Genomic DNA, 25,749 nt, shown 5'->3' with positions numbered 1-25,749 from the left:
TATAGTGAACGATGTTCACGTGAACGCTGTTCATTAAATAGATGAGGTGATGCCGGTGGAGCCGGATGTGATCGTCGTGGGGGCCGGGCCGACCGGGTTGATGCTCGCCGGGGAATTGGCCCTGGCCGGCGTACGGACCTGGATCGTGGAGCGCCGCTCCGAGCCGCAGCAGCAGTCACGGGCGTTGACGCTGCATCCCCGTAGTGTGGAGGTGCTGGACCAGCGGGGTCTCGCCGACCGCTTCCTCGCCCTGGGCCGGACGATGCCCGGCTGGCATTTCGCCGCGCTGGACACGAAGCTCGACTTCGCCGCCCTGGACTCCCGGCACGGCTACACCCTCTTCCTCGCGCAGGCCCGTACCGAGGCCGTCCTGGAGGAGCGGGCGCGCGAGCTGGGCGTGGAAATCCTGCGCGGCCACGAAACCGTCGATGTCCGCCAGGGTGCCGACGGCGTCGAGGTGGACGTACGCGTCGCGGGTAACCGGCAGACCATGCGTTCCCGTTACGTGGTCGGGTGCGACGGCGCGCGTAGTGCGGTGCGGACGGCGGCCGGGATCGGGTTCCCGGGGACCGGCGAGACGCTGACCGGCATGCTCGGGGACTTCGGGGTGGTCTCCGCGGACTCCGGCACGCTGGAGCTGGCTCGGGCGGCCGGTGTTCTGGTCGTCGGCCTGGGGGGCGGGCTGACCCGCTTCGTGCTGATCCCCCCGCAGCGGATGCGGGTGCCGTCCTCGGAGCCGGTCTCGATGGACGAGTTCCGCACCGCGCTCAAGGACGCCTGCGGCAGCGACTGCGGTATCGGCGAACCCCGGTGGCTGTCGCGGTTCGGCAACGCCACCCGGCTCGCGGAGTCCTACCGCTCCGGGCGTGTGCTGCTGGCGGGGGACGCGGCGCACATCCACTTCCCGGCGGCCGGGCAGGGGCTCAACACCGGCCTCCAGGACGCGATGAACCTCGGCTGGAAACTGGCGGCCGAGATCAACGGATGGGCGCCGCCGGGGCTCCTGGACACCTATCACGCCGAGCGCCACCCGGTCGGGCGGTCGGTCACCGAGAACACCGAGGTCCAGACCCTGCTGGCGGAACTCACCCTCGTACCGCAGTACGAACGCCCCGCCACGGCCCTGCGCAAGCTGATCGACGACCTCCTGGGCATGGAGCCGGTAAACCGCCGCCTTGCCGGCGCCGTCTCCGCGATCGACACCGCCTACCCTTCGCAGGGCGACCCGCTCACCGGCTGCCGCATGCCCGATGTGGCCCTCGTCACCACGGCCGGCGGGGCGGGCAGGGTCTACGAACTCCTCCACGAGGGACGCTTCGTCCTGCTCGGCCTCGACGGCGAGGACAGCGCGGCAGAAGCCGGACGGTGGGCGTCCCGTGTCGCCTCGGTGACCGTCACCCCGCGCGACCCCCACCCCGCCATCGAGGGGGTCACGGAGGTCCTGATCCGCCCCGACGGGCACGTCGCCTGGGCCACCCGGGCTCGCGAGGTGGAAACCCGCCGATGGGAGCGCACCCGGGCCCTGACCGCCTGGGCGGGCACTCCCTCGGGGAGCGAACTGTGACGACCGGGACCCGCGTCACCCATTACCGTTTTGGTGGCCCCACAATGGGGCGCCCGGCCTCCATGACCCGCCTCCCGGCCTGAGCCGGGCCCGGTCACCCTGACCGGGCCCGCCCGGCCCGTCCACCTCCGTGGGCAGGTCGGCTGGGACGTGGCCGGTCAGCAGGCCGGGGGCCGCGGCCATGTGGCCCAGACCGCGCCGATCGCCCGTGGCCGCGGTGTCGCCCTCGCGGCGACCGGAGCGCCCCGTGAACACATCGTCGAGAAGACCGTCCGAGTCGTCGGCCATGACCCCGAACCACTGCCCGCGGCCCTCGGTCCGCTGAGGGCCGGTACGACGCGCGCGCCGGGAAGCATGCTCGTCCATGCGCTCTTCCCGCCTGGCTGCCCCGTCGAAGTCGACGCGGTTGCCGTACTCGTACCCGCCGCCCTGTCGGCGGAAAACTGAGGTGGACGGATGCGAATCTTCGTCGTCGGCGCCGACGACGAAATCGGCCGTCAGGTCCTCACCCGGGCGCTGGCGCGCGGGCACCGGGTCACCGACGCGACCCTCAGCCCCCGGCCTGCGCACCCCGCCCGCCCTTCCTCGGCGGCGTCGAACGCGGACCGGGCGGGTCGTCGCACCCGGCACTCGGCCCCCCCCTTGTGGGGCCTCGCCCAGCACCTCACCAGCCGCCGCCCCTGAACCCCGAGTCGGAGGAAGGCCACCGCGTCCGCGCCCCCTGACGGCTGGGGCCAAGGTCAGTCGCGGCCGTCGCCGAACCGCGGTGCCTGGGTGCTCCATCCGTGTTCGTGGAGGTCGAAGGTGACGTCGAGGTCGGCCGACGGGACTCAACCGGATAGGTCATCCGTATTCGTGTTACGGTCCTTCCAAACGGATGAACTATCCAGATACTTGCTGGGGGTGGATGTGCCATGAAGAGGACTGCTGTGGTCACGGCCGGGACGGCCGGCATCGGCTTGGAGACGGCGCTGGGACTGGCTGGCGCCGGGTTCTCGGTCACCGTGATCGGACGCAACGCCGACCGGGGCGCCCAAGCGCTCGACCGCATCAACGCGACGAGCCCGGCACGCCCTGCCCGGTTCCTGTCCGCGGACCTCGCCTCGCTCGACGAAACGCGCGACCTCGCCGAGCGCATCGCCGCCGACCACGCCGCCTCGGGCGAACCGATGACCGTGCTGGTCAACAACATCGGGGCGATGTTCCCGGATCGGCAGGACCTGGGCGGCGTCGAGGCCTCGTTCGTCGTCAATCACCTCTCGCCGTACCTGCTCACCGAGCTGCTCCTGCCCACGCTGACGGCCGGCGCCCCGAGCAGGATCGTGAACGTGACCTCAGGTGCGGTCGGGGTCGCGAAGCGAGTGTTCGACGCCGTCGAGCCGCCCGGCGGCTACTACGGCTTCCACTGGTACGGCCGCGCCAAGCTGGCCAACCTCGCCTACACGCTCGACCTGGCCGCGCGGCTGGACGGCACGGGCGTATCGGTCTTCGCCGCCGACCCCGGAGGCGCCGCGACCGCCATGACCAACGGCACCATGGGCGACCCGAAGATCGTCTCGCCCGCCCTGCGGCTGCTGTGGCCGCTGGTGCGCCGCAAGTTCGAACGCTCGACTTCCGGCCCGGCGTCCGTGGCAGCCAGGCCATCGCTCGTCGCCGCCACCGACGAAACCCTCACCGGCCGGACGGGTGTCGTCATCGGCCCCAACGCGAGCCCGGTGCCGCCGCCGCGCGCCGCGACCGACCCCGGCGTCGCCAAGGCGGTACGCCGGCTCAGTGAACGGCACGCGCCGCTGGCGGCCGCCTGACCTGCCAAGCGGTGACGCAACGGGCGGCGGATCATCCGGATGGGCCATCCGATTAGCATGTCCCCATGACGACGACACCACTGCGCAAGGACGCGGCCCGCAACTGGGACCGGATCGTCGCCGTCGCCCGTGCCCTCGTCGACGAGGGCACGCCGTTGCAGCTCAACGACGTCGCCCGCCGCGCCGGACTCGGAGTCGGCACCGTCTACCGGCACTTCGCAACGCCCGAGGCGCTGCTGGAGACCGTCGCCACCCCCTGCCTGGAAGCACTAGCCGCCCACGGCGAGCGAGCACTGGCCGACACCGACCCGTGGCGCGCGCTGGAGGTGTTTCTGACCCGCACCGTCGAAGCGCAGGTCACCGACGCCTCCCTGGCCCCGGTCACCGCCGCACCCGCGGACGCCCTGCCGCGCACCACGGAGCTCAAGCAGTCGCTGTGGTCGGCCGGCCATGCGCTCCTGGGCCGGGCCCGCGAGGCCGGGGCCGTCCGCCCCGACTTGACCTCGGCCGACCTGGTTCCGCTCATGTGCGGCATCGCCTACGCCGTGCACGTCCACGGCGGCCCTGACGCCGACCGGGTCGAGACCGCTCGCCGCTACCTGGCCACACTGCTCGGGGGCCTGCGCGCCACACCGCCGGAGGCGTGAGATGCGTCCCGCATCCCGGCAATCGGGCTCCAGCCTTCATGGGACGGCTGCCCGATGCCCGCGGATCACATGGGTGTGTAGACGGTGAGTTTCAAACCGGTGTCGTCGTTGGCTTGGAAGTCGTGTACTCGAAGCGCAGCAGGCCCTTGACGGGGTGGTAGAGGATCTTCTCGCCGGCCTCGCTGGTGCTGATGTCGTGTGTCTCCCACCAGACGGCGAACTCCGGGCTCTGTCCGCGCAGGCGTTCCAAGAGCTCGAGGAAGGCGGGATCGCCGGCCCACAGGTCGTGCGCCGCCCGGAACTGGGTCACGACGCGCTGTGCCTCCTCGGCCCACCTCGCTCCGAAGAGGAGGCGTGCGGCGGTGTGGAACACCGCCGGGAGCAGGTCTTTGGTGGTCGTGTGCTGCTCCTTGACCGGGCCGCAGGCGTGAGCGGGAGTGCGAATCCGGTTGCGGGCGTGCCTGCTCAGACTCTTGGGCTGACGTCGTTCCAACCGCGTTCGAGGATGTCGAAGGCACGGTTGACCGTCTCGTAGCCGTCGGCGCGCCCGCGGGCGGTGCGGGGTGCCTCCAGAACGAAGTGGGCCAGTGCCGCGCAGTGCGGATCGTCGGCGGGAGCTCCGGTCGTCTCGGCAATGGCGTGTGCGAGTGCGGTTTCGTGTCGCAGCCACATGCGTTGGGCGTAGTCGCGCAGGGCGGGGGTGTTTTCCACGAGTGAGACGAAGGCCGCGAAGGCCGGGTCGGCGTTGCTGGTGCCGATCCGGTGGTTCAGGGCGTGCTCGCGCAGGGCCGCGACGACGGACTGGTCCTGGGGTCTCTCGTGCACGGCGGCCAGCAGCCGGGCTTCCTGGTCGGCGTCCTCGTCGAAGACGAGCGCTTCTTTCACGGGGAAGTGCTTGAACAGGGTGGTGGTGGACACGTCCGCCGCATCGGCGATCTCCCGGATGCCGACCTGGTCGTAGCCGCGTTCGAGGAAGAGGCGCAGGGCGGCATCGGCCAGGGCCTGGCGGGTGGCGGCCTTCTTGCGTTCGCGGCGCCCCATCTGTGCGTCCTGCGCGGTCGTCTCGCTCATGCCTCAACCCTATCCGTTTGGTTGCGCAACTTCAAAAGTTGTCTTGTTGCACTTTTGGAGCGGGAGTGTTTTTCTGGAACGGCCGGCCGCCGGGCGCTGCCTGGACGCGGCCTTCTTCCTGTTGAGCACCCCCTGAACGGAGCATCGCCTTGGACACCTCCAGCGCACCCCGTATCGCGATCATCGGCGCAGGCCCCGGCGGGCTGATCTGCGCCCGGATCCTGCAGCGGCGCGGCGTGCCCGTCACCGTCTACGAACTGGACGCCTCCGGTGCGGCACGCGACCAGGGCGGCACCCTCGACATGCACCCCGACTCCGGCCAGGACGCCCTGCGGGAAGCCGGACTGCTGGACGAGTTCCTGGCCTTGGCCCGCCCCGAAGGCCAGCAGATGCGCTTGGTCGGCCGCGACGGACGCGTCCTGTTCGACGCCGTCCCGCCCGAGACCCACACCGAAGACGGCAACCCGGAAATCGACCGGGGCCAGCTGCGCGACCTCCTCCTGAACTCACTGGAGCCCGACACCGTGTGCTGGAGCCACAAGCTCACCCATGCCGAATCCCGCGCCGAAGGTGTCCACCGCCTGCACTTCGCCGACGGCTTCACCACCGAGGCGGACCTCGTCGTCGGCGCGGACGGAGCCTGGTCGAAAGTCCGCCAGCTGCTCTCCGACGCTACGCCCGTCTACACCGGCGTCACCTTCGTCGAAGCCGGCCTCGACCAGGCGGACATCCACCACCCCGGACTGGCCTCACTCACCGGTGACGGAACGATGATGGCCCTCGACAACAACCGGGGCTTCGTCTCCCAGCGCAACAGCCGCCAGCACATACGCGTCTACATCGGCATGCGCACCGACGAGAACTGGCACCAGAACGCCGGCCTTGACCTGGCCGATGGTGGCGCCGTCCGCGAAGCGCTCCTCAAGGAGTTCACCGGCTGGAGCCCCGAGCTGCTCCGGTTCATCACCGACACCGACACCGGCTACACCAACCGGCCCCTGTACGCCCTGCCCGTACCCCATACCTGGCAGCACACCCCCGGCCTCACCCTCCTCGGCGACGCCGCCCACCTCATGTCGCCGTTCTCCGGCATGGGCGCCAACCTCGCCATGCTCGACGGCGCCGACCTCGCCCGTGCCCTCGTCGACAGCAGCAGCATCGACGAAGCCGTCCGGGCCTACGAACACCTCCTGCTGCCCCGCTCCATCGTGGCGGCCGAAGGCGCCGCCGAGGGAATCGCCGGAGCCTTCGCACCCGACAGCGCCGCCCAGACCCTTGCCCACATGACTCAGAACCACTGAACATCCCGGCCCCGGAGCCCCGGCCCCGATGATGGGCATGATCCGGAGTCGAGCCGGCCACGCGCCGCCGCCTACCGATCTTGCCCATCAATCGGTCGATACATCAACGGGGTCCGATCCGTTGGACCGGCCCCGTTACGGCCTGGCGGCCGGTGGCGACGGTCGCGGCGGTGGCGAGGGCGGCCCGAAGGTCAGCCCACCAGGAGTCGGGCAGGCTGGCCGGCCTCCGGAGAAGGGGAGGCCAAGGGACGAGGTCGGATCGGTGGGTAAGGGCGGGCTGGTCTCGGTACCCGGTGGCGTGGCAGCGGGCGCCTTGGTGCACCGAGGCACGACTGGGATTCAGACGACTGCGCGCCAGGCATCGGCCAGTGACCATACGGAAGGGAAACGGCCCCCTGGTTCAGTGGATGTCGCTCTCTCGATGACCGCGAGCTGGCTGGGAGTCCCGCGCCACCCCCTCTCCTCGTCGCCGACATCCAGCAGGAGCCGCAAGGTCCTACCGAGGTTGAACACAGTGGTCCGAGTGTCGATCAGCGAACCGCGCCGGAACTCCTCCGGAGCCATGTACCGGCTCGAACCGGGGAGCCGGTCAGCATCGACGGTGAACGGTCCTTGCCGATACTCGTCGAGGTCACACAGCCTCATGCGCTGCTGGCCGAAGTCGTACAACATGCAGCCGTCATAGAGATCGACGGCTACGAGCCCCGCGTCCTCGACAGCGAGATGGGCATCCAGGATGGTGTCCAGGGCAGAGTGGATCTCGGGGAGGAGAAGCCTGCGGAAGCGGGCCATCGGGCTGTGGGGCGCTGTTCTTCCTCCGCTGCGGGACCTGGTGGGGTGGTAGAGAACATCGCCCGGCACCCATGGGTAGACGAGGGCCAGTCCCTGATCCGTCGTGATGCTGTGCAGGAGCGGCGTGATGGCAGGGTGGGTGACCGCTTGGTGCACGGCGACGGCTCGGCGCAGCGAAGACACGGCTGCAGGGCTCGAGGCGCTCTTCACGAACCATCTCCGCTCGTCTACCAGGACTCCGTACGAGATGCATCCGGAGTCCTGATCGGCGAATGCGCGAAAGATCGTTCCGATGTCGGCAAGGTAGGTGTCGAGTGAGGCCACGTGGGCGACGTTGAGGAGTGGGTGCGCCGTCATGTGCGTGATGGTGCCAAGGCTGGTCCGGCGCCGCAGGGAGTTTCGAGTCCTGGCCAGCGTGGCTTTCCTCCTCGTCCCGACGACCGGCGCCACCACGTCCGGAGGAGGGGAAGCCAGCGCCCACCGAGTTCGAGAACCGGTCATCAGCCTGCCCACGGTCAGCCACAGAACCCGTACGCCCTGGACGAGGCCGGGCTGGTGCGCGAGCGCAGCCCGCCTGGCCGGAGCCGGTGCGGCACGTCCTTGTCGGCGTCGGGTCAGTTCGTCACGCGGAAGGTGGCGTCGCCGCGTCCTGTCGCGGTGGTGATGGGGTCGAGGCGGAGCTGGTAGGCGTAGTGGCGGATATGGCGGTCGGGGTGGTTGTACGACTGGAACGAGGACCAGGCGGCATCGGCGAGGCCGGGGACCTGGCGGAACGTGGCGTCCGCGGCGAACTGGGCGGTGCCGTCGTTGCGGACCAGCTGGAAGTCGTATCCGGTGTGCCGCAGGAAGTACCCGCGGTAGTTCACCGACTCGAAGGAGACGGTTCCCGTGCCCGCCAGGCCGGGCCGCAGCCGGAACTGGGCGTCCGGGCCGGTGATGTTCTGGTCGATGCGCACGTCGAAGCCGACATGCCGCACGTACCGGTCCTGGAAGTCGTACGACTGGAGCCGCTTGGCCGGGATGTCGCTCCAGCGGGCGAGGACGCGGGACTCCTCGGCGGCCGTCAGGTTCAGGATCGAGCCGTGGCGCTTCTTGAGGGCGCCCATGTTGTAGCTGCCCGACGCCGGAACCCGGTAGGTGCCGGGGGCGGAGGGGTTGGTCGTCGTGACCGGCATGTAACCGCGTCCGGAGGAGTACTGGTCGAGGTAGAGCGCCCACTCGTCGCGGTCGCGGAACTTCATCCACATCGGGCCCTCGACCTGGGAGCCGGTGAGGCCGATGCCGGAGAGGTCGCCAAGGTTCGTCCAGGTGCCGAGGATCGAGTTGCTGCCCTCGAGGGTGATCTGGCCGTCGCCGGAGGCCCGCACGTAGCGGTGGCTGCCGACGCCGTCCGGCATCTCGACGATCTGGGTGTCGATGATTTCCTGCATGCCGGGGCGCTCGATGTAGGTCTGCGGGGTGGTGATGGAGCGGAAGTCGCTGGTGCGGGCGTAGAAGATGCGGTGCTTCTTCACGCCGTTGACGGGCTTGTTCGTCGCCCAGTAAAGGACGTAGTCGTTGGTCTCGGGGTTCCAGATCGCTTCCGGCGCCCAGGCGTTGCGCCCGTCGGGGATTGCGCCGGCGACGTTGAGCAGCCACGGCTGCGACCAGGTGACCAGGTCCGTCGACTCCCACACCACCAGGTCGCGGCTGCCGTTGTTCACGGCGTCCTCCCAGTTCTGCCCGCAGCTGATGCACAGGTCGGTGGCAATGATCCAGTACTTGTCACCGCCGGGGGATCTCACCAGTGCGGGGTCACGCACCCCCTTCGTGCCGATCGTGGAGCCCAGGATCGGTACTCCGCCGTTGAGGTCGTTCCAGTGGAGGCCGTCCGTGCTGTGCGCGAGGTACATCTGCTGACCGGCCGCCCCCTCCCCGGTGAAGTGCAACATCAGGTAGCCCGGGTCGGCGGCGGCCGCCCGGTCCGGTGTGATCAAGGCTTGGGATGTGAAGAGCAGGCAGGCGGCGAGCAGTAACGCCGACAGCCGGGCGCGAAGCGCGGACATGTACGTCTCCTGTCGTTCCGCAAAGGCCGCCACCGGGCGAAAAGTGCCCAGATCGGGATGCAAGGGCCTGCTCTTCGGCTTGGTTCACTTCCCGACGGTGTTCATCGGGACGGTTTGCAGGTGGTCTGCCTTGAGCAGGGAGAGCGGAGAGCTACGTAGAAACGTATTGTTAACGCTAACAATTCAGCGGTCAAGCCCCGTCGTCGACCGCGTCTCCGCTTGCCCCGCGCTATATCCAACGGTGATCTCCGGGCCCTTGACGCGGTTTCTGTGAGCGTTAACACTCATGTAACGCCAGCCCAGAGCGGCACCCACCGGGGCCTCCAGCGGGGTTCAATCGCCCCGCCGCCCGGTCGGCCGTACCGACCCCGATCGAACCCGGCCCCCTCCACCCCGGGCCGGTGCTCGACCCCGCTCGACCCGATCCGAGGCCCCTGCCGAGGTCGCGGCGATCGCGGCATACCACTGGAGGAATAGTGCGCAAGCTTTCGATGGGCCTCGCTGCTGCGGGCCTCACGTTGGCCCTGACAGCCTGCGGCCAGAGCGCCAACGGTGCGGGCGACGGCGCAAGCGGCGGTAACGCCAAGGGTGGCCTCGTCGGCATCGCGATGCCCACCAAGTCGTCGGAGCGCTGGATCAACGACGGCGACAACATGGTCAAGCAGTTCCAGGCCAAGGGCTACAAGACCGACCTGCAGTACGGCGACAACGTCGTCGAGAACCAGGTCTCCCAGATCGAAAACATGATCACGAAGGGCGCCAAGCTGCTGGTGGTGGCCGCCATCGACGGCTCCTCGCTCACGAACGTCCTCCAGAAGGCCTCCGATGCCAAGATCCCGGTGATCTCGTACGACCGCCTGATCCGCGGCACCGGGAACGTCGACTGCTACGCCACCTTCGACAACTTCAAGGTCGGTGTCCTGCAGGGCAGTTACATCGTCGACAAGCTGGGTCTCGCGAGCGGCAAGGGCCCGTTCAACATCGAGCTGTTCGCCGGCTCGCCGGACGACAACAACGCCACCTTCTTCTTCCAGGGCGCGATGAGCGTGCTCCAGCCGTACATCGACCAGAAGAAGCTGGTCGTCCAGAGCGGCCAGACCAGCCTCAGCCAGGTCGGCACGCTGCGCTGGGACGGCGGTGTCGCACAATCCCGGATGGACAACCTGCTGAGCAAGTCGTACACATCGGCCGGCGTCGACGCGGTGCTCTCCCCCTACGACGGCATCTCCATCGGCATCCTGTCCTCCCTCAAGGGCGTCGGCTACGGCAGCTCGGGCAAGGCCCTGCCGATCGTCACCGGCCAGGACGCCGAGCTGGCCTCGGTGAAGTCCGTCATCGCGGGCGAGCAGACCCAGACCGTCTACAAGGACACCCGCGAACTGGCCAAGGTCGCGGTCCAGATGGGCGACGCCCTGCTCACCGGCGGCCAGCCCGAGGTCAACGACACCAAGCAGTACGACAACGGGGTCAAGATCGTCCCGGCGTACCTGCTGCAGCCGGTCAGCGTCGACAAGGAGAACTACCAGAAGGTGCTGGTCGACGGCGGGCTGTACACCGCCGACCAGCTCAAGTAGCCACGGGCCTCAACGCAGGGCCGCACCAGAGCCGGGCGCGTACGGGCGGGGCAGTCGACCTGACAGGCCCCCGCCCGTACCGCCCCTGTCGAACGGATGCACCACCATGGCCGGACCCGTCCTCGAGATGCGTTCGATCAGCAAGTCCTTCCCCGGTGTCCAGGCGCTCTCCGACGTCACCCTGAGCGTCGCCCCCGGCGAGGTCCACGCCGTCTGCGGTGAGAACGGCGCCGGGAAGTCCACCCTGATGAAGGTGCTCAGCGGGGTCCACCCGCACGGCTCCTACGAGGGCGAGATCCTTTTCCAGGGCGAGTCCTGCGCCTTCAAGGACATCCGGGCCAGCGAACAGCGCGGCATCGTGATCATCCACCAGGAACTCGCCCTGGTGCCGTACCTCTCCATCGCGGAGAACATCTTCCTCGGCAACGAGCACGCCACCCGGGGCATCATCAGCTGGAGCACCACGCTCACCCACGCCAAGTCGCTACTGAGGCGGGTCGGGCTGGACGAGAGCCCGCACACCCGGGTCGCCGACATCGGCGTGGGCAAGCAGCAGCTGATCGAGATCGCCAAGGCGCTCGCCAAGGAGGTCAAGCTGCTGATCCTGGACGAGCCCACGGCCGCCCTGAACGGTGAGGACAGCCGCAAGCTGCTCGACCTCATCCTGGAACTCAAGGCTCAGGGCATCTCCTGCATCCTCATCTCGCACAAGCTGGGCGAGATCGCCCAGGTCGCCGACTCCGTCACGATCCTGCGCGACGGCCGGACCATCGAGACCCTCGCGGTCGGCGCCGAGGGCATCTCCGAGGACCGGATCATCCGGGGCATGGTCGGCCGCGATCTGGAGCACCGCTACCCCGAGCGCACCCCCGAGCCGGGCGAGGTCGCCTTCGCCGTCGAGGACTGGACCGTCCACCACCCGATCGACCATCAGCGCAAGGTCGTCGACGGCGTGTCGCTCGAAGTGCGGCGCGGCGAGATCGTCGGCATCGCCGGCCTGATGGGCGCGGGCCGCACCGAGCTCGCGATGAGCGTCTTCGGCCGCTCGTACGGGCGCTGTACCGGTGGCCGGGTGCTGCTGGGCGGCGAGGAGATCAGCACGCGCACCGTCCCGGAGGCGATCGGTCACGGCATCGCGTACGTCACCGAGGACCGCAAGCACCTCGGGCTGAACCTGATGGACGACATCAGTCGCAACATCTCGCTGAGCGCGCTCGGCAAGGTCGCTCGGCGCGGGTGGGTGAACGAGCACGAGGAGACCCGGGTCGCGGAGTCCTTTCGCAAGACCATGAACATCAAGGCCCCTTCGGTGTTCGCGGAGACCGGGAAGCTCAGCGGCGGCAACCAGCAGAAGGTCGTCCTCAGCAAGTGGATCTTCTCCGAGCCGGACGTACTGATCCTCGACGAACCCACCCGGGGCATCGACATCGGCGCCAAGGCCGAGATCTACACCGTCATCGCCGAACTCGCGGCCCAGGGCAAGGCGGTGCTGATCATCTCCTCCGAACTCCCCGAGCTGCTCGGCATGTGCGACCGCATCTACGCGATGGCCGAGGGCCGGCTCACCGGTGAGGTGGACCGTGCGGACGCGACCCAGGAATCACTCATGCGCCTCATGACCGTGAGCGCTGCGACCGAGAACGAGCAGGTGTAAGGCATGGCCCAGACAGAGACCACGGACACCCCGGGCACCACGGACCTCAAGACGGCCCTGCCCGCCCAGCCCGGCGGCGGTGGCGGCATCGGTCCCCTGCTGGTGCGGGCGCTACGCGGCAACGTGCGCCAGTACGGCATGCTGGTCGCGCTCGCGCTGATCGTCGTGGTGTTCCAGATCTGGACCGACGGCATCCTGCTCCAGCCCCTCAACGTCACCAACCTGATCCAGCAGAACAGCTACATCCTGATCCTGGCCATCGGCATGATGATCGTGATCATCGCCGGCCACATCGACCTCTCGGTCGGTTCGCTGGCCGCCTTCGTCGGAGCCGCCGCGGCCGTCATGATGGTCAAGCACGACGTGCCGTGGCCGCTCGCACTGACCGCCGCCCTGCTGATCGGCGCGGCCGCCGGTGCCTGGCAGGGGTTCTGGATCGCGTACGTCGGCATCCCGTCCTTCATCGTCACGCTGGCCGGCATGCTGCTGTTCCGCGGCGGGACGCAGATCGTGCTGCACGGCCAGTCGGTGGCTCCCTTCCCCAAGGGCTTCCAGGAGATCAGCAGCGGCTTCCTGCCGGAGGTCGGCCCGCAGACCGACTACCACAACCTCACCCTGCTGCTGGGGCTCGTCGTGCTCGTGGTGGCGGTCCTCCAGGAGGTCCGCGGCCGACGGCAGGCCGCCCGCTACGGCCTCGACCTGCTCCCGCTCGGCTTCTTCCTGGCCAAGCTGGGCGCCATCGGCGCCGCGGTACTGGTGTTCACCCTGCTGCTGGCGAGCTACCACGGCTTCCCGATCGTGCTGCTGATCCTCGGCGTGCTGCTGGTCGCCTTCGGCTACGTGATGCGCAACTCCATCCTGGGCCGCCACACCTACGCGATCGGCGGCAACGAGGCCGCGGCGAAGCTGTCGGGCGTCAAGAGCAAGCGCGTCGTCTTCCTCGCCTTCGTCAACATGGGTGTGCTGGCCGCCCTGGCCGGCATGGTCTTCGCGGCGCGTCTCAACGCGGGTACGCCGCAGGCAGGTATCAACTTCGAACTGGAGGCGATCGCCGCCGCGTTCATCGGTGGCGCCTCGGCCTCCGGCGGCGTCGGCACGGTGCTCGGCGCCCTCATCGGCGGCCTGGTGCTCGGCGTGCTCAACAACGGTATGTCGCTGGTCGGTATCGGCACCGACTACCAGCAGGTCATCAAGGGCCTGGTGCTGCTGGCCGCAGTCGGTTTCGACGTCTACAACAAGCGCAAGGCCGGCTCCTGAACCGGTTCCGCCCCGGTCCGGCCGCATCCCTGCGGGGGCGTGCGGCCGGACCGGGGCGTCACTGCCGGTAGAAGGTGGCGTCGCCCTTGGCGAGGGTGGTGGCGACGGGCTGGACGTGGAGCAGGAAGTCGTAGTGCCGCAAGTACCGGCCCGCGGCGCCGTACGACTCGTAGGAGACCCCGCCGGGTCCGCGCGGCCGGCGCGCTGGTAGAGGGCGGCGCTGTCCTTGAAACCGGTCGTGCCGTCGGTCTTCTCGAACCAGACCTCACCGTTCCTGCTGTGCAGGTAGTAGCCGGGGAAGTTGACGGACTCCAGCGAGACGGTGCCGGTGCCGGACGGCCCGGCCACGGTGCGGAACTGCGAGTCCGGCCGGCAGGTTGGTGACGTCCGCCTCCAGCTTCGCCCGGAAGTCCCATTGGCGGACGTAGTGGTCGGGATCGTTGTACGAGGAGAGCCGCACGCGCGTGGCGCCGTCCGCGACCGGGATGCCGAGGCGTGCCGTCGGAGTTCCGGTACAGCTTCTGGACGCGGGTGCGGCGGTTGGGGTCGTCCAGCGGATCCCCCGTGATGTCGCTGTAGTTGCGGTCGTGGTGGACGATGACGTCGTTCTTGCCGTCTTCGAACGTGGTGAACTGGTTGTGACCCGGGCCGTACTGGCCGGTTGCCGTGTTGCTGGTGAAGACCGGCGTCGGGCTCTTCGTCCAGGAAGCTGGGTCCCCTCCTGGGCGGCGTGACCGCGCACGGTGGGGCGCGGCGGGCGCCGCCGGGTCAGCCGGGGTCCACCGAGAACCGGTAGACGGTGGTCGAGCGGTACTCATCCCCCGGGCGCAGGACGGTGGAGGGGAAGAATGGGCGGTGCGGGGAGTCGGGGAAGTGCTGGGTTTCCAGCGCGATCCCGGCGAAGGCCCGGTACGGTGCGCCGCCCGGGCCTGTCAGCGAGCCGTCGAAGAGGTTCCCGGTGTAGATCTGCAGGCCGGGCTCTGTGGTCAGGCACTCCATCCGTCTGCCGCTGGCGCGGTGCGCCAGTACCGCCACCTGCCGCGGGCCCTGGCCCGCGTGCGGACGGAGCACCCAGTTGTGGTCGTAGCCTCCGCCGGCCAGGGTCAGCTGCGGGTGGTCGGCCGTGATCCGCTCGCCGACCGGGCGCGGCTCGGTGAGGTCGAACGGGGTGCCCTCGACCGGGAAGTGCCGGCCGTACGGGATCAACTCCCCGTCCACGGGCGTGTACTGGTCCGCGTCGACCTGCAGCACGTGGTCGAGGATGGTGCCGCTGCCCTCGCCGGCCAGGTTGAAGTAGGCGTGGTTGGTCAGGTTGACCACCGTGGGCGCGTCGGTGGCGGCCTCGTACGCGAGTGTGAGCGAACCCGCACGGTCCAGCAGATAGGTCACCTGGACGGTGAGCGCGCCGGGAAAGCCCTGGTCGCCGTCCGGGCTGTGCAGCGTGAAGCGGACGCCGACGCGGCTCGGCTCGCGCACCTCTGTGGCGTCCCAGATGCGCGCGTCGAAGCCTTCGGGGCCGCCGTGCAGGGTGTGGCCGTTTCCCTGGGTCCGCAGCTGGTGGACGGCGCCCTCGACGGGCAGTTCGCCGCCTGCGATCCGGTTCGCGTAGCGGCCGACCGTTGCCCCGAAGTACTTCGCCTCGCCGAGCATGTCCGCCACGCTCGCGCCGCCCAGCACGATGTTGGCGCGGTGCCCGTCCCGGTCCGGTGTGTACAGCGCCTGGAGCCGGGCGCCGAGGCTGAGCGCTTCCGCCATGACGGCGCCCTCGGAGCCGAAGGCCCAGCGGTCGACGACCCGCCCGTCCGGGAGGGTCGCGTACGGCTCGCGGCGGACCGTCAGGGAACCGTCGTCGAGGCGGGTGGGCGCGTCGGGCATGGCTGTTCGTCACTCCGATTCTGGGGACGGACGGGGGCGGGTGCGGGAGGACCGAAAGGGCGGCGGCCCGGGAGGCCCCCCCCGCCCGCCGTCTGCGTCAGAAGCCGTGGGCCAGGCGGTGGTAGGCCTGGTTCCAGCGGAGCTCCTTGGTGAACCGGCGGATCGTGGTGTCCGCGTCGATGACCAGCAGCTCGGTGGCGAGGATGTCGGCGAGGTCGCCCAGCTCCTCGGTCCCGATCGCGCTGGACAGCACGGTGTGGTGGGGCGCGCCGGCGGTCAGCCACGCCTCGGTCGAGGTGCGCAGGTTCGGGCGCGGCTGCCAGACGGCGCGCGCGACGGGGAGGTTCGGCAGCGGTTCGAGGGGCTCGACCACGTCGATCTCGTTGGCGACCAGGCGGAACCGGTCGCCCATGTCGGCCAGCCCGACCACGACGGCGGGACCGGTCCGGGCGTCGAAGACGAGGCGGACCGGGTCCTCGCGGCCCCCGATGCCCAAGGGGTGGATCTCGCAGGACGGCACGTCCGATGCGATGGTCGGGCAGACCTCCAGCATGTGCGCGCCGAGGATCAACTCCCGTCCCGGCTCCAGGTGGTAGGTGTAGTCCTCCATGAAGGAGGTGCCGCCCTGCAGCCCGGTGGACATCACTTTGAGCGTGCGCAGCAGGACGGAGGTCTTCCAGTCGCCCTCGCCGCCGAATCCGTAGCCGTCGGCCATCAGCCGCTGCACAGCCAGGCCGGGTAGCTGGCGCAGGCCGCCGAGGTCTTCGAAGTTGGTGGTGAAGGCGTGGAAGCCGCCGTCCGTCAGGAATCCGCGCAGGCCGAGTTCGATGCGCGCGGCGTAGCGCAGTGAGTCGTGCCGGTCCCCGTCCGCGCGGAGTTCGGGCGCGAGGCGGTAGGTGTCCTCGTACTCCTTGACCAGTTCGGTCACGCCGGCGTCGGCGGCCGCGTCGACGGCTGAGACCAGATCGTTGACGCCGTACGTGTTGACCGAGACGCCGAAGCGGAGTTGGGCCTCGACCTTGTCGCCCTCGGTCACGGCGACGTCGCGCATGTTGTCGCCGAATCGCGCCAGCTTGAGGCTCTGCAGCTCGGAGCGGCCTGCCGCGGCCCGGGCCCAGGAGGTGATCCGGGCAGCGACCGAGGGGTCGCTGACGTGTCCGGCGACGGTCTTGCGTGCGACGCCGAGCCGGGACTGGATGTAGCCGAACTCGCGGTCCCCGTGGGCCGCTTGGTTCAGGTTCATGAAGTCCATGTCGATCGACGCCCAGGGCAGTGCGGCATCGGCCTGGGTGTGCAGGTGGAGCAACGGCTTGCGCAGGGCGTCCAGGCCTGCGATCCACATCTTCGCCGGGGAGAAGGTGTGCATCCAGGCGATGAGTCCGATGCAGGTGTCGTCCGCGTTGGCGTCCAGGCAGACCCGCCGGATCGCGCCGGCGTCGGTGAGTACGGGCTTCCAGACGATGTCCACCGGGATGCCGCAGTCGCCGAGTGCGTCGGCGATCCGGCGGGACTGCTCTGCGACCTGACGCAAGGTGTCGTCGCCGTACAGCCCTTGGCTGCCGGTCAGGAACCAGACTTCGCGGCCCTGGATTGCCTTCTGTGCCTTCATGGGGGCGTGGGTCTCCTTAGCGGGCAGCGGGCTGCTGGCCGTACACGTTCTGGTAGCGGTGGTTGAGGCGGTCGATGTCGGCCTGCGCTATCGGCAGGGGTTCGCCGAGCTGGCGGGAGATGTGGACGGTGCGGGCGACGTCCTCGCACATCACGGCGGCCTTGACGGCGGCCTTGGCGTCCTTGCCGATGGTGAAGACGCCGTGGCTCTTCATCAGGACGGCCGGCGAGCGGTGGCCCCGGAGGGTCTCGACGATGCCCCGGCCGATGGAGTCGTCGCCGATCAGCGCGAAGGGGCCGACGGGGATCGCGGCGCCGAACTCGTCGGCCATGGCGGTCAGTACGCAGGGCACGGCCTCTCCGCGCGCGGCCCAGGCGCTCGCGTACGTCGAGTGGGTGTGCACCACTCCGCCGACCTCGGGCATGTGGCGGTAGACGTAGGCGTGCGCGGCGGTGTCCGAGGACGGGGACTGGTCGCCCTCGACGACCTTGCCGTCCAGGTCGCAGAGGACCATGTTCCGGGGCGTCAGCTCGTCGTACGAGACGCCGCTCGGCTTGATGACCATCAGGTCCTCGCCGGGGAGGCGGGCGGAGACGTTGCCTGCCGTCCAGACGACGAGGTCGTAGCGGACCAGCTCCTGGTGGAGGTCGCTGACCTGGCGGCGCAGCAGATCGATCGGGGAACTCATGGTCGGACCTCGCTCTTCTGGGCGGCCGGGGTGGCCTCGGGGTCGGTTCGCGGGGCGGTGAGCGCCGCGTTGCGGATGGCGCGGAGGCGGTGGAGGAGCTTGTCGGGGCCGGTGCCGAAGTGGTCGTGCAGGGTGCGGTACTCGGCGTAGAGGCGGTCGTAGGCGTCGGCGCGCGCGGTGTCCGGTTGGTGGACTCCGCGGCGTACGCGGCCCATGGCGGCCGCGGCGGTGCGTACGTCAGGGTGCGCGCCGGCGGCGACGGCGGCGTGGATGGCGGAGCCGAGGGCGGGGCCCTGGGCGGACTCGGCGAGGGAGACGGGCCGGCGCAGCACGTCGGCGTAGATCCGCATGAGCAGGGGGTTCTTCTTCAGCCCGCCGGTCACGATGAACTCCGTGACGGGGACGCCGCCCTGCTCCAGGGCGTCGATGATGGTGCGGGTGCCGAAGGCGGTGGCTTCCAGCAGGGCGCGGTAGATCTCCTCGGGGCGCGTGGTGAGGGTGAGGCCGACGATGACCCCGGAGAGGTGGTGGTCGACGAGGGTGGAGCGGTTTCCGTTCATCCAGTCGAGGGCGACCAGGCCGTGGCCGCCGACGGGCTGGTCGGCGATCTTGCGGGACAGCAGTTGGTGCAGGTCCTCGCCGGTGGCTTCGGCCTCTGCGCGGTAGTGGGTCGGCACGCCTTGGCGCAGCCACCAGGCGAAGATGTCGCCGACCGCGCTCTGCCCGGCCTCGTAGCCGTAGGCGCCCTCCACGATGCCGCCGTCGACGACTCCGCAGATTCCGGGGACGTCGGCGAGGGCGGGGCCGTTGACGACGTGGCAGGTGGAGGTGCCCATGATGGCGAGCAGCTGGCCGTTCTCGACGGCCTGGGCGGCAGGGGCGGCGACATGGGCGTCGACGTTGCCGGTGGCGACGGCGATGCCCTCGGGCAGCCCGGTCCAGGCGGCGGCCTCGGCGGTGAGGGAGCCGGCCCGGGATCCCAGCGGCGACAGCGGATGTTCCAGCCGGGTGCGCGCGAAGTCGGCGAAATCGGGGTGCAGGGCGGCGAGGTAGTCCTCGCTGGGGTAGTGGCCGTCCTGGTGGATGCCCTTGTATCCCGCCGTGCAGGTGTTGCGGGTTTCGACGCCTGCGAGCTGCCAGACGATCCAGTCCGCGGCCTCGATCCAGCGCTCGGTGGCGGCGTAGGTGTCCGGGTCCTCCTCGAGTACCTGGAGCGCCTTGGCGTACTGCCATTCGGCGGAGATCTTGCCGCCGTAGCGGGAGATCCACTTCTCGGCGCGCAGGTGGGCGAGGTGGTTGATGCGGTCGGCCTGGCCCTGGGCCGCGTGGTGCTTCCAGAGCTTGGGCCAGGCGTGCGGGCGAACGCCCAGCGCGGTCTCGGCGAGCGGGGTGCCGTCGGCCCGTACGGGGAGCACGGTGCAGGCGGTGAAGTCGGTGGCGATGCCGATGACGGCGGCCGGGTCGATGCCGCTCGCGGCCACTGCGGCGGGGACGGCGGTGCGCAGCACCTCGCGCCAGTCCTCGGGGTGCTGGAGGGCCCAGTCGGGCGGCAGGGGCTGACCGGTGGTGGGGAGTTCACGCTCGATGACGCCGTGCGGGTACACGTGGACGGCGGAGCCGACCTCCTGGCCGTCGCGTACGCGGACCACCACGGCCCGGCCGGAGAGAGTGCCGAAGTCGACACCCACGACATGGCTCTCCGCGGTCTGGGGGGGAGGGGTCACGGTCACTTCACATCCTTCGTACGGAGCCCCGAGAGGGCGCAGCGATGCCGCCGGGGCATCGTCCGGCGATGGTTAGCGCTAACAATTGGCTGGTCAAGGGCGGGCTCGCCTTCAGCCGATCAGACCTTGCGACGGCCTGCGATCAGGCGCTGGAGCAGGATGAAGACGAACAGCAGGCCGCCGACCACGATCCTGGTCCACCATGAGCTGAGCGTGCCCTGGAAGCTGATGACGGTCTGGATCAGGCCCAGCACGAGCACCCCCAGCGCGGTCCCCAGCAGGTATCCGGACCCTCCGGTCAGGAGCGTCCCGCCGATCACCACGGCCGCAATCGCGTCCAGCTCCAGGCCCACCGCGTGGAGCCCGTAGCCGGAGAGCATGTAAAAGGTCAGCAATACCCCCCCGAGCGCCGAGCAGAAGCCGCTGACGGCGTACACGGCCATCTTCGTCCGCCCGGCCGGGAGCCCCATCAGCCGGGCCGACTGCTCGCTGCCGCCCAGCGCGTACACGTTCCGGCCCAGCCGTGTGTAGTGCAGGACCGCGAATGCGATCACCAGCACACCTACCGCGATCAGAACACTCGGCGAGACGAACAGGTCGCCGGGCAGGGGGATCCGGGTCTGGGCGAAGGCCGTGTAGGCCGGGTCGGTGAGGGAGATCGAGTCGATGCTGATCGTGTAGCAGAGGCCACGGGCCAGGAACATGCCGGCGAGCGTCACGATGAACGGTTGGATCTCGAAGGAGTGGATCACCCATCCCATCGCGAGCCCGGCACCCGTCCCCACCGCCAGGACCAGCGGGATCACCAGCAACGGCGGCCAGCCGTGCTGTTCCACCAGCCAGGCGGAGATCATCGTCGACAGTGCGACCATCGCGCCGACCGACAGGTCGATCCCTCCGGTCAGCACCACGAAGGTCATCCCGATGGCGACCACCAGCAGGAAGGCGTTGTCGATGAGCAGGTTGAGCAGCACCTGCCCGGAGAAGAATCCGTCGTACTGGACGGATCCGGCACCGAACATCGATATCAGCAGGGCTGATGTGACCAGCAGCGGGATGTACGCGAGGCCACGCGCTGCCGTGATCGCGCTCATGCCCCCACCTCCGTGTTCTCTGTCGTCAGCGGACGCGGCCTGGTGCCGCGCCCGGTCCGGGCCCGTCGGCGCGCGGCCTTGGCCCGGAAGGCGGGTGACTGGATCAGGCAGACCGCGATCACCACGAAGGCTTTGAAGACCAGGGTGGTCTCCGGCGGGATGCCGATGGTGTAGACGGTGGTGGACAGGGTCTGGATGATCAGCGCACCGATCACCGTGCCGCCGAGCGAGAACCGCCCGCCGGTCAGCGCGGTGCCGCCGACCACCACGGCGAGGATGGCGTCCAGCTCGATCCAGAGCCCGGCGTTGTTGCCGTCCGCACTGGAGACGTTCGAGCTGATCATGAGCCCGGCGACCGCGGCGCACAGCGCGCTGAAGACGTACACCAGGCATATCAGGCCCATCGCCCGGATGCCGACCAGGCGGCTGGCGACCGGGTTGCCGCCGACCGACTCCAGCAGCAGCCCGAGCGCCGTACGCCGGGTCAGCAGCGACGTCAGCAGCACCACCACGACCGCGAGCAGGATCGCGAACGGCATGGTGAGCCAGTAACCGCCGCCGATCAGCTTGTAGGGCTCGCTGGTGACGGTGACGATCTGGCCGTCCGTCACCAGCTGGGCGACACCGCGTCCGGCCACCATCAGGATGAGGGTGGCGATGATCGGCTGGACACCGACCCCCGCCACCAGTACGCCGTTGATCAGCCCCAGGACGAGGGCCACCGCCAGGGCGATGGCGACGGCGCCGAACACCGTGCCGGGGCTTGCCGGATCGGCCGCGCCGCTGATGTGCAGGCAGGCCAGCGCGCCCGCGATGGCGACGGTGGAGCCGACCGAGAGGTCGATGCCGCTGGTCGCGATGACCAGCGTCATGCCCAGCGCCACCAGGATCAGCGGGGCGCCGAAGTGGAGGATGTCGATCAGGCTCCCGTACAGGTGCCCGTCCTTGACCCGGATCGCGAAGAAGTCCGGAGTGAACAGCACGTTGGCCAGCAGCAGGGCCGCGAGCACGGTGGCGGGCCAGAAGAGGCGGTGCTTGGTCATGACCGGGCTCCGCTCGCGATCGTCGCCATGATGCGCTCGGGAGTGAGCGATCCGTCGTTCGGCAGCTCGGCGACCAGCCGGCGGTCCCGCAGCACGCCCACCCGGTGGCTGAGCCGCAGAACTTCCTCCAGCTCCGCCGAGATGAACAGCACCGACATGCCGTCCCGGGCCAGCGCGGCCACCAACTTCTGGATTTCGGCCTTGGCGCCGATGTCGATGCCCCGGGTCGGCTCGTCGAGGATCAACAGCTTGGGGTCGGTGATCAGCCAGCGAGCCAGCAGTACCTTCTGCTGGTTGCCGCCGCTGAGATGGCGCACCAGCGCCTCGGGGTTGTCCGGGCGGATGTCCAGTGACCGGATCCAGCGCAGCGCGATCTCGTCCTGCTTGGAGCGGGAGAGCGGACGCGTCCAGCCGCGGGCCGCCTGCAAGGCCAGGATGATGTTCTCGCGTACCGTCAACTCCGCCACCAGACCCTCGTTCTTGCGGTCCTCCGAGCAGAAGGCGATCCCGTACGAGATCGCGGCGCGCGGCGTGCGCAGCGCGACGGGGGCGTCCTCGATCCGCACCGAGCCCTGGGAACTGCGGTCGGCACCGAACAGCAGGCGGGCCGCCTCCGTACGCCCTGACCCCAACAACCCGGCAAGGCCGACGACTTCACCGGGCTGGATGGTGAGGTCGTACGGCTCGATCGCGCCGGTGCGACCCAGGCCGTCGGCGCTCAGGAACGGCGTGGTTCCGGCTTCGGCGGCGGGCTCGTGACGAGTGGTGCCCGACAGCTCCTCCAGGCTCCTCAGTTCGCCGCCGATCATGCGGGCGACCAGTTCGACCTGGCTCAACTCACTGATCGGGTACTCGCCCTCCAGCTTGCCGTTGCGCAGGACGGTCATCCGGTCGCAGATCTCGTAGATCTGGTCCAGGAAGTGCGAGACGAACAGGATCGCCACGCCCTGGTCGCGCAACCGGCGTATCACCGCGAACAGTTGCCGCACCTCGTCGCGGTCCAGGCTGGAGGTCGGCTCGTCCAGGATCAGCACCTTGGCCGAGACGTCCACCGCTCGGACGATCGCGACCAGTTGCTGGACCGCGATCGAGTAGCTGCCCAGTGGGGCGGTGACGTCGATGTCCAGGTCGAGGTCGGCGACCAGCTCTGCGGCGCGGCGACGGAGGGCCGACCAGTGGATGAGTCCGAGGCGGCGCGGTTCACGGCCGATGAAGATGTTCTCCGCGACCGACAGGTTCAGGCAGAGGTTGACCTCCTGGTACACCGTGCTGATCCCGGCCTGCTGCGCCTGCAGCGGGCCGGGGATGTGCACGGGCCGGCCGCTCAGCACGACCTCGCCGCCGTCCGACGCGTAGACGCCGGTGAGCACCTTGATCAGCGTGGACTTGCCGGCGCCGTTCTCACCCATCAGGGCGTGCACCTCGCCGGGGAAGAGCCGGAAGTCGACCCCGTCCAGCGCCACCACGCCCGGGAACTCCTTGCGGATCCCGTGTACTTCCAGGACCGGTTGCTGTGCACGGCGCGCAGGCATGCGCCCCCTCCTCTCGTGGTCGCGACCGGGGCCGGCCGGGTCGGATCCGGGTAGCCCCTGGTCACCGGGTCGGTCAGTACTGGCGGGTCGGCAGGGCGGCCGCGGCCTGGTCCTGGGTGAAGACGCCCTCTTCGGTCTTGATCCGGCGCGGCACCTGTTCGCCGGCCTTGACCTTCTTGATCAGGTCCATCAGCTGGTCGCCCAGGAGGGGGTTGCATTCGACGAGGACGTTGATCTTGCCCTGGCTCATCGCGGTGAAGGCGTCCTTGACACCGTCGACCGAGATGATCTTGATGTCGGTGCCGGGCTTCTTGCCGGCTTCCTCGATGGCCTGGATGGCGCCGAGTGCCATGTCGTCGTTGTGCGCGTAGAGCACGTCGATCTTCGGCTGGGACTTCAGGAAGGCCTGCATGACCTCCTTGCCCTTGGCGCGCGTGAAGTCACCGGTCTGGGAGGCCGTGATCTTGAACTTGGCATCCGTCTTGATGACGTCGGCGAAGCCCGATTTGCGGTCGTTGGCCGGGGCGGAGCCGGTGGTGCCCTGCAGCTCCACGATGTTCACCGCGTCGCTCTTGCCCTGGTACTCCTTCACCAGCCAGTCGCCGGCCTTCTTGCCCTCCTCGACGAAGTCCGAACCGAGGAAGGTGGCATAGAGCGACTCATCCTTGGAGTCCACCGCGCGGTCCGTCAGGACGACCGGGATGTGGGCGGCCTTGGCCTCCTTGAGCACGGTGTCCCAGCCCGATTCGACCACCGGCGAGAAGGCGATGACGTCCACCTTCTGCTGGATGAACGAGCGGATGGCCTTGATCTGGTTCTCCTGCTTCTGCTGGGCGTCGGAGAACTTCAGCGTGATCCCGGCCTTCTTGGCCGCATCCTGGACGGACTTGGTGTTGGCCGTGCGCCACCCGCTCTCCGCGCCGACCTGGGAGAAGCCCACGGTGAGCGGCCCTCCGGAGTCCTTGCCGCCGGCGGAGCCGCCGCCGCCGGAACCGCAAGCGGACAGAACGGCGACCATCGCGCCGGCGGTCAGGGCCGCCGCAGCTCTCTTGGACATCTTGGGATTCCTCTCGAGTGGGGGAGGCCGCTCTCGGCGCGGACGGATCGACCGCGGGCAGACCGACCGGGCAGGCCGACCGGCGCGGGAGGCGGTGGAAACACCGTCGGGGGCGATAGGCGCCCGGTGCGGCGTTGGTGCAGGCGGCGGTGCGGTCCGCGCCGTCATGTGAACGGGATGTAGCGGTGCCGTTTCGCTTGAGTGAGATTGTTAGCGCTCACAATTCCGTGGACAAGGGGGCCGCCATGCCGTTACCCAATCTTGACCAGGCCGCCCGCGGGCTGATCCGGCCTGATCAGAAAGACACGGCCTAACGCGCCACCGGGCCGGCACTGCGCCGCAGCACCATCTCCGGCGAGATCAGCACGTGGCTACGGGCGTGGCCGACGCCGGTCAGCTCCTCCACCAGCAGCTCAAGAGCGCGGCGTCCCAGCTCACCGAAGTCCTGACGCACGGTGGTCAGCGGTGGGGCGAAGTACGCGGCTTCGGGAATGTCATCGAACCCGACCACGCTGATGTCCCCCGGAATCGCCCGTCCCGCCTCATGGAACGCGCGGAGCAGGCCGAGGGCCATGTGGTCGTTGGCGCAGAAGACCGCCGTGACCAGAGGATCCTCGGCGATCCGTAGTCCGGCCTCGTACCCGGACCTCGCGCTCCAGTCGCCGCTCTGTACCGGTGGCACCTCGGCGCCACCGGCCTCGAGGGCCTTGCGCCAGCCGTCCTGTCGGGTCTTGGTCTCCAGCCAGCCGGACGGGCCGGCGACGTGGTGGACCGTGGCATGCCCGAGGTCGAGCAGGTGTCGGGTGGCTGCCAGCGCGCCCGACTCGTTGTCGACGGCGACCATCGGCACTCGGGACTGGCTGCCCGACCCGACCGCGACCACCGGCACCGCGCTGGACAGCTTCGCCACCGCGCTCACCGCCGAGATCTGAGGCGCGATGACGACGATGCCCTCCACGCCCTGGTCGCGGAGCCGGTCCACCGCCTCCTGTACAGAGCGGCTGTCCAGCGAACGCAGGCTCGCGACGCTGACGAAGTACCCCGCACTGCGCGCGGCCTGCTCGATCCCGTCCAGCATCGAGGCGGGCCCGTAGAGTGCGCTGCCGAAACTGACCACACCCAGGGTCTGGGAGCGGCGGGTGACCAGCGCGCGGGCTGCCGAGTTGGGACGGTAGTCCAGCTCCCGGATGGCGGCGAGCACCCGGTCCCGGGTGTCGGGCCGGACGTGCGGTGCACCGTTCAGCACGCGGGACACGGTCTGGTGGGACACGCCGGCGACCCGCGCCACATCCGCCATCACGGGCTGGCGGGACTCCGGCTCGGTGCTTGCAGTTCCCACTCAAGGCCCCCTCATCGGTCGTACCAGTGCGGATCACAGCCGCTCAGTGCCTACGAGTGACGGCGCTCGGCGGTTGGA

Annotated in this window: 22 protein-coding genes and 1 pseudogene; 9 read left to right on the top strand and 14 right to left on the bottom strand. The window is 69.6% G+C overall.

The window, feature by feature from the left end:
• Positions 1–55: 55 nt before the first annotated feature.
• From ACFYOB_RS20890 to ACFYOB_RS20870, 5 genes are all read left to right on the top strand, one after another.
• Positions 56–1,564 (top strand): monooxygenase, encoded by a 1,509-nt coding sequence (locus tag ACFYOB_RS20890; protein WP_388561500.1) that lies wholly within the window; start codon positions 56–58, stop codon positions 1,562–1,564.
• Between the two features lie 150 nt (positions 1,565–1,714).
• Positions 1,715–2,011 (top strand): hypothetical protein, encoded by a 297-nt coding sequence (locus tag ACFYOB_RS20885; protein WP_388561498.1) that lies wholly within the window; start codon positions 1,715–1,717, stop codon positions 2,009–2,011.
• Between the two features lie 9 nt (positions 2,012–2,020).
• Positions 2,021–2,248, top strand: a complete 228-nt coding sequence (locus ACFYOB_RS20880) for a hypothetical protein (RefSeq protein ID WP_388561496.1) — start codon at positions 2,021–2,023, stop codon at positions 2,246–2,248.
• Positions 2,249–2,478: 230 nt separating this feature from the next.
• A complete protein-coding gene (locus tag ACFYOB_RS20875; protein ID WP_388561494.1) occupies positions 2,479–3,369 on the top strand; it encodes an SDR family NAD(P)-dependent oxidoreductase in 891 nt (296 codons plus the stop codon).
• A gap of 65 nt (positions 3,370–3,434) precedes the next feature.
• A complete protein-coding gene (locus ACFYOB_RS20870; RefSeq protein WP_388561492.1) occupies positions 3,435–4,016 on the top strand; it encodes a TetR/AcrR family transcriptional regulator in 582 nt (193 codons plus the stop codon).
• Positions 4,017–4,107: 91 nt separating this feature from the next.
• Here ACFYOB_RS20870 and ACFYOB_RS20865 read toward each other — a convergent pair whose 3' ends face one another.
• Positions 4,108–4,509 (bottom strand): hypothetical protein, encoded by a 402-nt coding sequence (locus tag ACFYOB_RS20865; protein WP_388561490.1) that lies wholly within the window; start codon positions 4,507–4,509, stop codon positions 4,108–4,110.
• Entirely contained in the window at positions 4,482–5,087 is a 606-nt protein-coding gene (locus ACFYOB_RS20860; RefSeq protein ID WP_388561488.1) for a TetR/AcrR family transcriptional regulator, read from the bottom strand. The genes ACFYOB_RS20865 and ACFYOB_RS20860 overlap by 28 nt, the downstream gene beginning before the upstream one ends.
• Before the next feature lie 149 nt (positions 5,088–5,236).
• Here ACFYOB_RS20860 and ACFYOB_RS20855 point away from each other — a divergent pair, with 149 nt between their 5' ends.
• A complete protein-coding gene (locus tag ACFYOB_RS20855; RefSeq protein ID WP_388561486.1) occupies positions 5,237–6,388 on the top strand; it encodes an FAD-dependent oxidoreductase in 1,152 nt (383 codons plus the stop codon).
• Positions 6,389–6,727: 339 nt separating this feature from the next.
• On the opposite strand, the gene ACFYOB_RS20850 is transcribed toward ACFYOB_RS20855, so the two are convergent.
• Positions 6,728–7,537, bottom strand: coding sequence for a serine/threonine protein kinase (locus ACFYOB_RS20850; RefSeq protein ID WP_388561484.1), 810 nt, complete (start codon positions 7,535–7,537; stop codon positions 6,728–6,730).
• A gap of 257 nt (positions 7,538–7,794) precedes the next feature.
• The gene (locus ACFYOB_RS20845; protein WP_388561482.1) at positions 7,795–9,225 is read right to left on the bottom strand and encodes a glycoside hydrolase family 43 protein; all 1,431 of its coding nucleotides are present in this window, start codon (positions 9,223–9,225) and stop codon (positions 7,795–7,797) included.
• Between the two features lie 491 nt (positions 9,226–9,716).
• Between ACFYOB_RS20845 and chvE the strand changes: the two genes are divergently transcribed.
• The 3 genes from chvE (at position 9,717) to mmsB (ending at position 13,710) form a co-directional block, all read left to right on the top strand.
• Positions 9,717–10,799, top strand: a complete 1,083-nt coding sequence (gene chvE / locus ACFYOB_RS20840) for a multiple monosaccharide ABC transporter substrate-binding protein (RefSeq protein ID WP_388561948.1) — start codon at positions 9,717–9,719, stop codon at positions 10,797–10,799.
• A 106-nt stretch (positions 10,800–10,905) separates the two neighbouring features.
• Positions 10,906–12,453: a multiple monosaccharide ABC transporter ATP-binding protein gene (gene mmsA, locus ACFYOB_RS20835; protein WP_388561480.1), complete on the top strand. Its 1,548-nt coding sequence runs from the start codon at positions 10,906–10,908 to the stop codon at positions 12,451–12,453.
• A 3-nt stretch (positions 12,454–12,456) separates the two neighbouring features.
• Positions 12,457–13,710 (top strand): multiple monosaccharide ABC transporter permease, encoded by a 1,254-nt coding sequence (mmsB, locus tag ACFYOB_RS20830; RefSeq protein ID WP_388561478.1) that lies wholly within the window; start codon positions 12,457–12,459, stop codon positions 13,708–13,710.
• A gap of 58 nt (positions 13,711–13,768) precedes the next feature.
• Here mmsB and ACFYOB_RS20825 read toward each other — a convergent pair.
• From ACFYOB_RS20825 to ACFYOB_RS20780, 10 genes and pseudogenes are all read right to left on the bottom strand, one after another.
• A pseudogene (locus tag ACFYOB_RS20825) lies at positions 13,769–14,426 on the bottom strand (AbfB domain-containing protein); the annotation flags it as partial.
• A 52-nt stretch (positions 14,427–14,478) separates the two neighbouring features.
• Positions 14,479–15,585 (bottom strand): aldose epimerase family protein, encoded by a 1,107-nt coding sequence (locus ACFYOB_RS20820; protein WP_388561476.1) that lies wholly within the window; start codon positions 15,583–15,585, stop codon positions 14,479–14,481.
• Positions 15,586–15,682: 97 nt separating this feature from the next.
• Positions 15,683–17,194 (bottom strand): L-arabinose isomerase, encoded by a 1,512-nt coding sequence (araA, locus tag ACFYOB_RS20815; RefSeq protein WP_388561474.1) that lies wholly within the window; start codon positions 17,192–17,194, stop codon positions 15,683–15,685.
• Positions 17,195–17,210: 16 nt separating this feature from the next.
• Complete coding sequence (locus tag ACFYOB_RS20810) at positions 17,211–17,882, bottom strand: L-ribulose-5-phosphate 4-epimerase (RefSeq protein WP_388561472.1); 672 nt, start codon at positions 17,880–17,882, stop codon at positions 17,211–17,213.
• Positions 17,879–19,612 (bottom strand): ribulokinase, encoded by a 1,734-nt coding sequence (locus ACFYOB_RS20805; protein WP_388561470.1) that lies wholly within the window; start codon positions 19,610–19,612, stop codon positions 17,879–17,881. The genes ACFYOB_RS20810 and ACFYOB_RS20805 overlap by 4 nt, the downstream gene beginning before the upstream one ends.
• 113 nt (positions 19,613–19,725) lie before the next feature.
• Positions 19,726–20,700 (bottom strand): galactofuranose ABC transporter, permease protein YjfF, encoded by a 975-nt coding sequence (yjfF, locus tag ACFYOB_RS20800; protein WP_388561468.1) that lies wholly within the window; start codon positions 20,698–20,700, stop codon positions 19,726–19,728.
• Positions 20,697–21,743, bottom strand: a complete 1,047-nt coding sequence (locus tag ACFYOB_RS20795; RefSeq protein ID WP_363177541.1) for an ABC transporter permease — start codon at positions 21,741–21,743, stop codon at positions 20,697–20,699. Before ACFYOB_RS20795 ends, yjfF begins: the two co-directional genes overlap by 4 nt.
• Positions 21,740–23,275 (bottom strand): sugar ABC transporter ATP-binding protein, encoded by a 1,536-nt coding sequence (locus ACFYOB_RS20790; protein WP_388561466.1) that lies wholly within the window; start codon positions 23,273–23,275, stop codon positions 21,740–21,742. The genes ACFYOB_RS20795 and ACFYOB_RS20790 overlap by 4 nt, the downstream gene beginning before the upstream one ends.
• Positions 23,276–23,348: 73 nt before the next feature.
• The gene (locus ACFYOB_RS20785) at positions 23,349–24,332 is read right to left on the bottom strand and encodes an ABC transporter substrate-binding protein (protein ID WP_388561464.1); all 984 of its coding nucleotides are present in this window, start codon (positions 24,330–24,332) and stop codon (positions 23,349–23,351) included.
• A gap of 310 nt (positions 24,333–24,642) precedes the next feature.
• The gene (locus ACFYOB_RS20780; RefSeq protein WP_388561946.1) at positions 24,643–25,629 is read right to left on the bottom strand and encodes a LacI family DNA-binding transcriptional regulator; all 987 of its coding nucleotides are present in this window, start codon (positions 25,627–25,629) and stop codon (positions 24,643–24,645) included.
• Positions 25,630–25,749: the final 120 nt, after the last annotated feature.

Origin of the sequence: Streptomyces sp. NPDC006463 (assembly GCF_042870715.1) — a bacterium.
GTDB lineage: Bacteria > Actinomycetota > Actinomycetes > Streptomycetales > Streptomycetaceae > Streptomyces.
The sequence above is the reverse complement of the archived record's forward strand: the minus strand, read 5'-3'. Positions and strand labels throughout refer to the sequence as shown.

Coding starts and splice junctions, on each gene's coding strand:
- ACFYOB_RS20845 (WP_388561482.1), bottom strand. CDS start 9,225: ATGTCCGCGCTTCGCGCCCGGCTGTCGGCGTTACTGCTCGCCGCCTGC.
- ACFYOB_RS20790 (WP_388561466.1), bottom strand. CDS start 23,275: ATGCCTGCGCGCCGTGCACAGCAACCGGTCCTGGAAGTACACGGGATC.
- ACFYOB_RS20880 (WP_388561496.1), top strand. CDS start 2,021: ATGCGAATCTTCGTCGTCGGCGCCGACGACGAAATCGGCCGTCAGGTC.
- ACFYOB_RS20875 (WP_388561494.1), top strand. CDS start 2,479: ATGAAGAGGACTGCTGTGGTCACGGCCGGGACGGCCGGCATCGGCTTG.
- ACFYOB_RS20780 (WP_388561946.1), bottom strand. CDS start 25,629: ATGGCGGATGTGGCGCGGGTCGCCGGCGTGTCCCACCAGACCGTGTCC.
- mmsA (WP_388561480.1), top strand. CDS start 10,906: ATGGCCGGACCCGTCCTCGAGATGCGTTCGATCAGCAAGTCCTTCCCC.
- ACFYOB_RS20860 (WP_388561488.1), bottom strand. CDS start 5,087: ATGAGCGAGACGACCGCGCAGGACGCACAGATGGGGCGCCGCGAACGC.
- ACFYOB_RS20850 (WP_388561484.1), bottom strand. CDS start 7,537: ATGACGGCGCACCCACTCCTCAACGTCGCCCACGTGGCCTCACTCGAC.
- ACFYOB_RS20820 (WP_388561476.1), bottom strand. CDS start 15,585: ATGCCCGACGCGCCCACCCGCCTCGACGACGGTTCCCTGACGGTCCGC.
- ACFYOB_RS20795 (WP_363177541.1), bottom strand. CDS start 21,743: ATGACCAAGCACCGCCTCTTCTGGCCCGCCACCGTGCTCGCGGCCCTG.
- yjfF (WP_388561468.1), bottom strand. CDS start 20,700: ATGAGCGCGATCACGGCAGCGCGTGGCCTCGCGTACATCCCGCTGCTG.
- ACFYOB_RS20785 (WP_388561464.1), bottom strand. CDS start 24,332: ATGTCCAAGAGAGCTGCGGCGGCCCTGACCGCCGGCGCGATGGTCGCC.
- araA (WP_388561474.1), bottom strand. CDS start 17,194: ATGAAGGCACAGAAGGCAATCCAGGGCCGCGAAGTCTGGTTCCTGACC.
- mmsB (WP_388561478.1), top strand. CDS start 12,457: ATGGCCCAGACAGAGACCACGGACACCCCGGGCACCACGGACCTCAAG.
- ACFYOB_RS20870 (WP_388561492.1), top strand. CDS start 3,435: ATGACGACGACACCACTGCGCAAGGACGCGGCCCGCAACTGGGACCGG.
- ACFYOB_RS20810 (WP_388561472.1), bottom strand. CDS start 17,882: ATGAGTTCCCCGATCGATCTGCTGCGCCGCCAGGTCAGCGACCTCCAC.
- chvE (WP_388561948.1), top strand. CDS start 9,717: ATGGGCCTCGCTGCTGCGGGCCTCACGTTGGCCCTGACAGCCTGCGGC.